Raw genomic sequence first — 9,237 nt, 5'->3', positions numbered from 1 at the left:
ATAGCACAAAGATATTATTTTACACTTTCCTCCCCAACTTTTAACGTTGATCCCTTTTTATTTATATACTCATTTTTAGCATAACCATATCGCGGAGCTGAATACCGTTTTCTATAATAGGCTCATCATAATTCTCTATGAAGAAGTCTTTCTTTACACCATACTTCACAAAGCCATTGCGTTCATAAAATCGTATTTGATCTACTCCACAGTCTGCTGTACCCACTATGATTTGACGATAACCTCCTACTCTTGCAAGTCTAATAATCTCCTTAATCAATAGACTCCCTATTCCCTTGCCCTGAAGCTCAGCAGACACAGCTATATTCTTAAGTTCTACAACCTCATGATCTATGTGGAAAAGACAGAAAACTGCTAAATCATGACTTCCCTCTCTTAGGACATAGACATCACTATCGAATACATACTTATTTATCGCCTGAACGGTCTCATCCGCTAATAATAGTAAAGAATAAGGCAATACTTGTTTATCCTCAATTAACTCAATCTTATATTGCGGATATAATTCTTCTAAAAACATATTCTGATTTTTTTGCTCTTGATACTAAACCAAGATCCCCCTCAACCAAACACTTTGTGTATAGTTGACTCTAAATATTACAACTGTAGTTTTCTGTTTAAGAGGAACCTTAGACTAGAGACAAATATACTATTAATTACGAAGTGTAATCAGATGTCTCCTGTAGTAAATAAGTAAAGAATATAGCCTTAGAGGCTATCATAATTAAAAAGATACAAAGTATACTTTTCATCAATGAAGAAAAATAAAGTCACTCCCTATATTAGGTAGTAGACTCAGATGGTTATATTAAAATAGCATACCATACAATCTATTTCAATATTTGTCCCCACAATTACCATCTTCGCCTTTTAGTGACTTTATAGTATACAATATAGTTAGCTACTTATTCTTATCTGCCCTTGTATCTGGAAACAACAATTGGTCAAACAGTCAATAAAATAAACTACTAAACATTGTATCATTCTTCATGTTATATAGTAATTCTCATAACGCTTTTCTAACTTTGTGTATTTGCTTAGCATTTACAAGTACAAATATAGTGGTGTTCTCGCTTATACCTTCTATCGTCAGCCATACTTTAAGAAAGTATAAGTTTAAAACTTTAAAAATGTTAATAAAACACTAATTACAGGAGCCTTTTACACTCAACAACAACGAATTAAGAACTAGAATCCAACATCTTAACTCAATTCCTTTACTCCATTTTCACTATACAGTTTCAGTAGATAAACAAGTTTTAGTCAATCCCCCATCTAATACCTTCTATCCTCTACTTCATAGTTGTGATGTACATATTTTTATTCTACTTTTACTACAACTAGAGTTGCCTTCATCATACTAGTCAAACCTAAATCTTTTTAAAATTCTAACCATGTATTCTGCCTCTTTCCTATTAGCATTACTTGACACTCTTACCCAATACTGTAAGCGAATATCTGTAAGACACTATGCAAAATACATCTTGTGTAGCCTGCTAATTATAAGCATGTTTGGTTGTCAAAAAACAGCAGTGAAAACAAATCACCTTAGCAATCAAAAAGTATTAGATAATATCGAATCCAATGATAAATCACTAATAGAAAATCAGCACACATTAGACTCTTTATTTACAATCACTAAAAGCATAAATCCAAAAAGCTCACAACTGATCGATATTGCTTCTAAGGCTTATAACCTAGAGCTATATGATCAATACTTTAGATACTCTAAGGAAATCAATCAAATAGCGACTAAAAACAATGACTCTTTACTAGTCGCTAAATCATTGTGGTACATCGGAGATTACTACGATTATAAAATGCAATTAGATAGTGCATACATATACTTCGACCAAGCAGAACAGATATACCTAAACACTAAATCTTATGTAGACGTTGCTAAAATGCAACAATATAAATCTATAGTCTTATTTAGAGAAGGTTTATATAATGAAGCTGAAAACAAAGCATTAGAAGCTCTTGAAATTCTTGAAAGATTACCAAAAGATAGATTGCTCTACGAAATAAACTTAAACCTAGGTAATATCTTAGATCTAAATCAACAGCCTAATGAAGCACTCCTTTATTACTCTGAGGCCATCTATATTTTAGAAGACCTTTATAAAAATAAATTAATATCAACAGAAGAATTTTTAGAGTCAAAAGCACATTGTTATAATAACATAGGAACTTTATATCACACCCAAAAATCTTATTTAAACTCTGAAACATATTTAAGCTATGGTTATAATAATTTAATAGATCTAAACCAACAGAATGAATTATATACAATCATATTAACAAACCTAGGAACATTAAACATTAGCTTAAATAAACTAAACATTGCAGAAAAATTATTAAATGAATCATTAACAATAAGTCTTGAAAAAAATTATAAACAAAGCTTAACAGCAAACAACTTTAGACTTGGTGAACTCGCCCTAAAGAAAAAAGACACAATAGAAGCTATAAATTACTACAAAACAGCATATCAACTTTCAACTAAAGCTAAGGCTAATAATACTATCTTAAAAAGTTTAAAAGCACTTAGCTTAACAGACAAACAAGAAGCTACCAAATACATTAGTCTATATTATGCTTTTAATGATAGCATCAATAAACTACAGATCAGTAAGAGAAATAAATTTGCAAGAATTAAATACGAAAGCGAAAAATTAGAAAAGAACATCGTCAACCTAAAAAAGGAGAATTCCCAACTACTAATTACTTCTATCATCATTGTCTTAATCGCTATTATTCTCCTATTCATTATTCTATATAGAAATAAAATAAAAAAGTACACCTTCTTAAAACAAGATCAAGAAAATAAAGAACTAATATTCAAGCTCCTACTAGAGCAGGAACAATTATCTCAAGATGTCTTAACGAAAGAGCGAGAAAGAATTAGTCAGGAGTTACATGACGGAATCATTAACTCTCTATTCATCGTTCGTCTAAGTTTGGGGAATTCTAAAGACAACCTTCCTATACTTCACGAAATAGAAAAAGTACAGAATCAAATCAGGCTAATCTCTCATGACCTCAAAAATCATGAGTTTATTCAACAAGGGTTCTCTGAAATCATCTCCAAACTAGTGGTCCAAAACAGTACCAACCAACAGAAGTTTCAGCTTATCATATCCAAAAACTATAAATGGGACAAGGTTAGCTATGATGATAAAATAAATATCTATAGAATATTACAAGAAGCAATACAGAATGTCATCAAACACTCTCATGCTAAAAACTGTATTATCTCTATCTTTAAAACAGAGACTAGTGATAGAATAACCATCACAGATGACGGAATAGGATTTAACTATTCTAAAGTTAGAAATAGCAATGGACTCAAAAATATTAATAATAGAGCCAAACAACTCCACGCTTCCCTAGAGGTCAATTCGACAACTCAAGGAACTGTAATTATCATCAATATACCTCATTAAAAAAGAGGTTATCTATGCGATAACCTCTTAAAAAAAAATCGAAATAAATTCGATGACATCGTATATACAGATGGAATAAATCTATGACATCTTTAATCTTTTAGACTAACTAATTCAGATGTATATACTATTTCTTTCCTTTGTCAACAGACTTCTCAATATTATCCGCACTTTCCATTTCTTGTCCAAATGATCTTGTCTGGATAGAATCTCTTACTGTACTGAACTCCCCTCCTTTAAATGAGTCTGAAGCATTTAGAGGTTTGCTTTCTTTCTCTAGAGGATCTACACTACATGAGTAAACTGTTAAACTCAAGATAGCAGCACAAGCATAAATAATTTTTTTGTTCATATTATTTTCTTTTGTTATTCTTCTTCTATACTTTTACTTTATATGACAAGCAGTGTACCATACTACACTCCTTTTTTACATCCTTTCAAAAATACAAATGAGTTTTTCAATCTAATGACTTGAAAAACTTCAAAAATGTTAATTTTTATAAATGAAGCTATCTTACAAATTCCTTATCATAGATGATCACCCGATGATTATCAATGGCTATAAAGCTATTATCCAAAGCAAATATGAGGCTCCTGTCTTCTATGAAGCTACTAATATAGAAGATGCCATAACGCTGGTAGATAGCATAGAAAAAGTAGACTTTTTATTACTAGATTACAATATAGGTAAGCCCTATAATGATATAGAGAATGGAATAGACTTAGCTAAGTTCTTAGCTGAGAAATATGATGGGATAAAAATACTAGTGATTACTGCACACGAGGAGATTACGATTGTTTATAATATCCATAAAAAAGTAAGACCTCACGCCTTATTAATAAAATCAGATGTAAATACAGATGAACTCATTCTAGCTATAGAAAATACCATAAAAGGAGATATCTACAGATCTAATAAGGCACAACAAGCTCTAATATCTATGAATCAGCGCGCAGTCTTACTACAAGAAGACAATATCCAAATCTTAATGTTATTAGATAAGGGGTACAAGGTTCAAGAAATACCAGCATTAATACATAAAAGCCTAAGCTCTGTACAACGCAATATCGGGTTATTAAAAGAGGTCTTTAATGTAACAGAAAATAGTGGTCTACTGAGAGAAGCCAAAAAGCAAGGTTTTATATAACCTTCTAATTATCAACACCAATCTTTTAAATAAAATAGGAATCACCATAAAGTGGTTCCTTTTTGTTAGGTTAACATATAAGCTTCTGTAAAACTCAGACAGCTCCCCTTTTAATTAACTCTAAAGAAAACTGTCAAATAAAAAAATTTGGTTATCCTTTCTGGTTTTTATAAATTGAAACCTCAATCATACATAGAAAGCATTCTGTTTTCTATAAAACAATAAAACTCATTTATAAAGAACTTTTACTAAAAGAGAAATCTTTATAACCTATTTTTTTAAACAAAAAACATAAAGTATGAATACCATAAAAGTATTAAACTCAGAAGACATAAAACAATTGGTTTCTATAGAAGAAGCAATAGAAACGGTTGTGGATGCTTATGTTGAACTATCTAATAATACAGCTGAGATGCCTGAGCGAGTAATAACAGGTCTGGGCAATGACTATCTAGATATCTTTTTTAAACCATCGTTAATTTCCAATATCAATACAGCAGGTGTAAAACTCTTAAGCATACGCAAACAAGGTGGTGTGAATGGTCACCCTGCTATACAAGGGCTAGTTATATTAATTGATTCAGAAAACAACCTTACTCAAGCAATAGTGGATGGTTCTCATCTTACTGCCTTAAGAACAGGAGGTGCTTCTGGTGTAGCAACTCGTTACTTAGCTAGAAAAGACTCTTCTATAATGGCACTTTTTGGAGCTGGAGCACAAGCGTATACACAATTCGAAGCTGTATGTGCAGAAAGGCCTATTAAAAAAGCATATCTATTTGGTAGTTCTAAGAACAGTAAGTCCGTTCAAACATTCATCGAATACTACAAAGACAAATCTGATGTAGAGATTATAGCTGCAGATGATTTAGAGGTACTTGCTAATGTAGATATTATTTGTACAGTTACCCCTTCTGCAACGCCTTTATTTAAAACTTCTCATCTCAAAAAAGGAGTACATATCAACGCAGCTGGGTCCTATAGCCCAACTATGCATGAGTTACCTGAAGATATCTTTATGGATAGTTCTTTGTTTGTAGATCACGAAGATTCTTGTTTTTCTTCAACTGCTGATATCCTTGTACCACTAGAAAAAGCATTATTACCAGAGGAGAATTACAAAGGAGAAATTGGAGATTTAATTCTAGATAAAATTCAAGGAAGAACAAGTGACTCTGAGATAACAGTCTTTAAAAATGTTGGTATCGCAATCCAAGATTTAATTACCGCTAAATATGCCTATGACAAGGCTTGTAGAGAAAACTTAGGTACTTCTATAGAAATGTAAGAAAGATTTCTTTCTAGAATTTAAATTATCTAATTATAAGTATATAACTAAGTGTTTTTTTCAATACTTAGTTCATCTTAAACAAGTGTATAAAAGACGTCTTATCAATATCGATAAGGCGTTTTTTCAATTGCATTTTGGCTTCATCTGGCGACATTCCACCCATAACTTAGAAAAATCTCTTTTGCGAATGCCATCTACCATAATTCTATTGTAAACAAACCTTAGGTCATCTCAAAGAAGCTTTAGAAGTTACTTAAATAACTATTAGGTTCTTTTAAGAAAGATTTTCTTCATACCTTATATTTACTAGATTTGCGAGTAAATATAAGGTATTCTTATTTACACAAAAAACGACTAATCAACAATGAAAAAAATACTATTATTCTCTTTACTCCTAATTGGAATTAATACATATGGACAGTATTTGTACCCGGTAAAAGTAGAAAACTGTAAAATAGATAGATTCTGCCTTGACTGTGGTGATACATTAGCGGGGTATGATCAAAAAGCTTTTACGAAACTTGAACAAGAGCTAAACAAAGAGTTAGATCTTAATAAGCTTACTGGAAGAATAGGATTTCAGGTTTTAGTAGCTCCTAATAAAACTGGTTGTGTTATAAGTCACACAGATGAATCAAATAGTACAGTGACAAAAAAAATAATTAAAAAACTAAACAAGTTTAAAAAGTGGACTCCTTCTATAACAGATGGTAAAATAGAACTAAAGACCTCTATAAACGTTGTCTTTGAAATTCAAAACAATACTATATCTGGTGAGATTGTTAGAGTAGATTTTACTGAATTTGAAAAAAACTATGATCAGCCCACGGCCCCTAAAATATTAAACAAAACCTACCAATACAAAAATGAAAATCTATCTAATTATACAATATCTGTTTGGGATACTAGAAACTCTAATCTGTTAGATAATGACATCATGGGAGTTGCTGTAGACAATTCTGGATTGGTTTGGTTAATATCCTATTTTGAGCTATTAACTTTTAATGGACAAGAATTTAAAGAAATTCAATATAGTGATCCTTTTAATGATAATGAGTCTGGGTACTCACAAATTTTAATTGATGAGGATAATATAGTTTGGTTATATGGCAATGAACAAATATATTCTATACAAGAGCATAAATGGCAAAAGCACAATACTGGTCTATCCAAAGAAACATACGTTATAAGAATGAGTAATAATCTTGTTTCTAAAGAAATTTTTGTCAGCTCACCTGAAGGGGTTGCTATTTATAAGAATCAAAAATGGAATTTTATAAATCAAAAAAAAATAAAAGAACTTCCTTCAACTCACATATACCTTACACAAAGAGATTCAAATAACAGACTTTGGATTGGTACCTCTAGTGGAACTATTGTAATGGATAAACACAATAAACCAATTCCTTCTGATTCTTTTCCCGCTATTATAAAAAAGAAAACCATTACCAATTTCGATGAAGATAAAAAAGGAAATTTCTTTTTATCCTTATATGATTTTGAAACCAAAAAGAGAGAAGAAATGTATACGGATTTCATCATATATCGTACAGATGGAAGCTATACTAAGTATACTTTAGAAAACTCAGGAATTGCTACTAATACTTCTTTAACTAAAGTACTTTACGACAACGAAGATGATATTCTATGGATTGCCACTTTTAATGCAGGGCTTATTAGGTATGATTTAAAGAAAAACACTTGGGAGAATTATCACAGCAAAAACTCAATGCTCCCTACCTCTAAAATTACAGATATGGCTTTTGATAAAAACTATAATCTATATTTAGCTACTGACCAAGGCCTTGTTAAATTAGAAAAAAGGTGATTTTTACTAGTGATTCCATAATCACTAAAAACTTCCTAAACCTAAAAAAACCTACTCATCTAATTAATAACTCACTTATTTATAGGTGATTAATTTAAATTATTAAATCCGAATAACACTTTTTTAAGAACAAAATAAACTTCGCTTTGATAGGTAATGTTTTGCACTCCGTGATTTTCAGGTCATGGGAATTTAATCAGAGTGCTACTGTAATATTTCCATTATCAGTTTCTCCTGCTTCTCCTTTTGATTCTTTTCCTTCACAAAAAACAATCTCAATATCTTGTTCAGAATTGACAAGTTTGTCAAAATTGCTTTCTTCCTATTTCAATACTTTGTAAAGCTTTTCCAATTTGTCAATCAATACTCAGTGCTTACTCAATATACCCTCCTTAACCAAAATTACCATTTGAGTCATAAATCAGTTGGCCATTTTTTATTTACTCAATCATAAGTGTAAGCTTCCCAAATCAAACCGATTGGACAAAGATCTAGAATACTCACTCTAGATAAAATCAAGAGCTTGTTATCTAGATAAGTTGAAAGAAGTATATGGATAAAGAGTATGGAAATTAATACCTTTATCGCTTTCACTTTTCTTTATAATATTCGATAGAACTAAATGATATGAGTAGTCTTCTTAAAGCGCAGATAGAACAAGAAGTTTCCTTAACAGAAAAGGAGTTCGATTTTATCTTATCTTGTTTTACTTTTAAAAAATATAAAAAACATCATTTTTTAATTCAAGAAGGAGAACCTGTACCTTATCTGTTCTTTATTGATACAGGTCTTTTAAAACTTGTTTATACTGATGATAATGCTAAAGAGCATATTGTAGACTTTGCAATGGAAGGTTGGTGGGAAACGGATCTAAAAGCATTCTACAGCCAATCTCTAGCAAGCATGAGTTTAGAATGTATTGAAGATACGCTTGTCTATGCTTTAGATTTAGAAGGATATAATAGACTAAGAAAAAAACTTCCTGTAATAAATGAATTCTTTTTAGATAAAACGCACAAGGGATTTATTGCAGGACAGCAGCGTATTTTATCCATGATGATAAACAATACTACAGAGCGGTTCTTTGAACTTCAAGAGCGTTTTCCTGGTATTATGCAACGTGTGCCAAAATCTCTATTAGCTGCCTATCTTGGTGTCTCAAGAGAAACACTAAGCCGATTAGATTTAAAGTGATCTTCCTCACTTTTTATTTGTGATATAGCTCAACTACTGATTTAAGCGTTTAGTTGCAAATTTGCGCTATAACTTAAAATAAGAATGCAAGATGATAAAAACAGCTATTAATCCTTGGCAATGGCAATTCGAGCGTAACTACACTCAAGCAATAGAAGTCAAAAATGTTCAAAGTACACTATACTGCTCTGGTCAAGTAGCCATTGACACTAATGGTGTTTCAAGTAATGCTGATATGAAAACTCAGCTTCTACGTATGCACCCGAGCAAGTACATCTAGTGAGATCTAATTATTCTTCTACATTATCC

Annotated in this window: 7 protein-coding genes and 1 pseudogene; 6 read left to right on the top strand and 2 right to left on the bottom strand. The window is 31.2% G+C overall.

What is annotated here, in order from left to right; translation table 11 throughout:
* Positions 1-61 precede the first annotated feature (61 nt).
* Entirely contained in the window at positions 62-541 is a 480-nt protein-coding gene (locus RT228_RS17745) for a GNAT family N-acetyltransferase (RefSeq protein ID WP_006258397.1), read from the bottom strand.
* A 1,012-nt stretch (positions 542-1,553) separates the two neighbouring features.
* On the opposite strand from RT228_RS17745, the gene RT228_RS17740 reads away from it, so the two are divergent.
* Entirely contained in the window at positions 1,554-3,467 is a 1,914-nt protein-coding gene (locus RT228_RS17740) for a tetratricopeptide repeat-containing sensor histidine kinase (RefSeq protein ID WP_232234309.1), read from the top strand.
* A 127-nt stretch (positions 3,468-3,594) separates the two neighbouring features.
* Here the strand turns inward: RT228_RS17740 and RT228_RS17735 are convergent, their stop codons facing one another.
* Positions 3,595-3,819: a hypothetical protein gene (locus RT228_RS17735; RefSeq protein ID WP_006258400.1), complete on the bottom strand. Its 225-nt coding sequence runs from the start codon at positions 3,817-3,819 to the stop codon at positions 3,595-3,597.
* A gap of 151 nt (positions 3,820-3,970) precedes the next feature.
* Between RT228_RS17735 and RT228_RS17730 the strand changes: the two genes are divergently transcribed.
* The 5 genes and pseudogenes from RT228_RS17730 to RT228_RS17710 form a co-directional block, all read left to right on the top strand.
* A complete protein-coding gene (locus RT228_RS17730; protein WP_006258401.1) occupies positions 3,971-4,615 on the top strand; it encodes a response regulator in 645 nt (214 codons plus the stop codon).
* A 298-nt stretch (positions 4,616-4,913) separates the two neighbouring features.
* Positions 4,914-5,903: an ornithine cyclodeaminase family protein gene (locus tag RT228_RS17725; protein WP_313139169.1), complete on the top strand. Its 990-nt coding sequence runs from the start codon at positions 4,914-4,916 to the stop codon at positions 5,901-5,903.
* A gap of 367 nt (positions 5,904-6,270) precedes the next feature.
* Positions 6,271-7,734, top strand: a complete 1,464-nt coding sequence (locus RT228_RS17720; RefSeq protein ID WP_006261650.1) for a two-component regulator propeller domain-containing protein — start codon at positions 6,271-6,273, stop codon at positions 7,732-7,734.
* Positions 7,735-8,361: 627 nt separating this feature from the next.
* Positions 8,362-8,928: a Crp/Fnr family transcriptional regulator gene (locus RT228_RS17715; protein ID WP_313139167.1), complete on the top strand. Its 567-nt coding sequence runs from the start codon at positions 8,362-8,364 to the stop codon at positions 8,926-8,928.
* Between the two features lie 91 nt (positions 8,929-9,019).
* Positions 9,020-9,181, top strand: a pseudogene (locus tag RT228_RS17710) (RidA family protein); the annotation flags it as partial.
* Between the last annotated feature and the right edge of the window lie 56 nt (positions 9,182-9,237).

This window comes from Myroides sp. (assembly GCF_032073645.1).
Classification (GTDB): Bacteria; Bacteroidota; Bacteroidia; order Flavobacteriales; family Flavobacteriaceae; genus Flavobacterium; species Flavobacterium odoratimimum.
This window is presented reverse-complemented; position numbering and strand designations above follow the sequence as displayed.

What these genes read in the sequence shown, in the direction of transcription:
- RT228_RS17725 (WP_313139169.1), top strand. Translation starts at nt 4,914, where the DNA reads ATGAATACCATAAAAGTATTAAACTCAGAAGACATAAAACAATTGGTT.
- RT228_RS17745 (WP_006258397.1), bottom strand. Translation starts at nt 541, where the DNA reads ATGTTTTTAGAAGAATTATATCCGCAATATAAGATTGAGTTAATTGAG.
- RT228_RS17720 (WP_006261650.1), top strand. Translation starts at nt 6,271, where the DNA reads ATGAAAAAAATACTATTATTCTCTTTACTCCTAATTGGAATTAATACA.
- RT228_RS17715 (WP_313139167.1), top strand. Translation starts at nt 8,362, where the DNA reads ATGAGTAGTCTTCTTAAAGCGCAGATAGAACAAGAAGTTTCCTTAACA.
- RT228_RS17730 (WP_006258401.1), top strand. Translation starts at nt 3,971, where the DNA reads ATGAAGCTATCTTACAAATTCCTTATCATAGATGATCACCCGATGATT.
- RT228_RS17735 (WP_006258400.1), bottom strand. Translation starts at nt 3,819, where the DNA reads ATGAACAAAAAAATTATTTATGCTTGTGCTGCTATCTTGAGTTTAACA.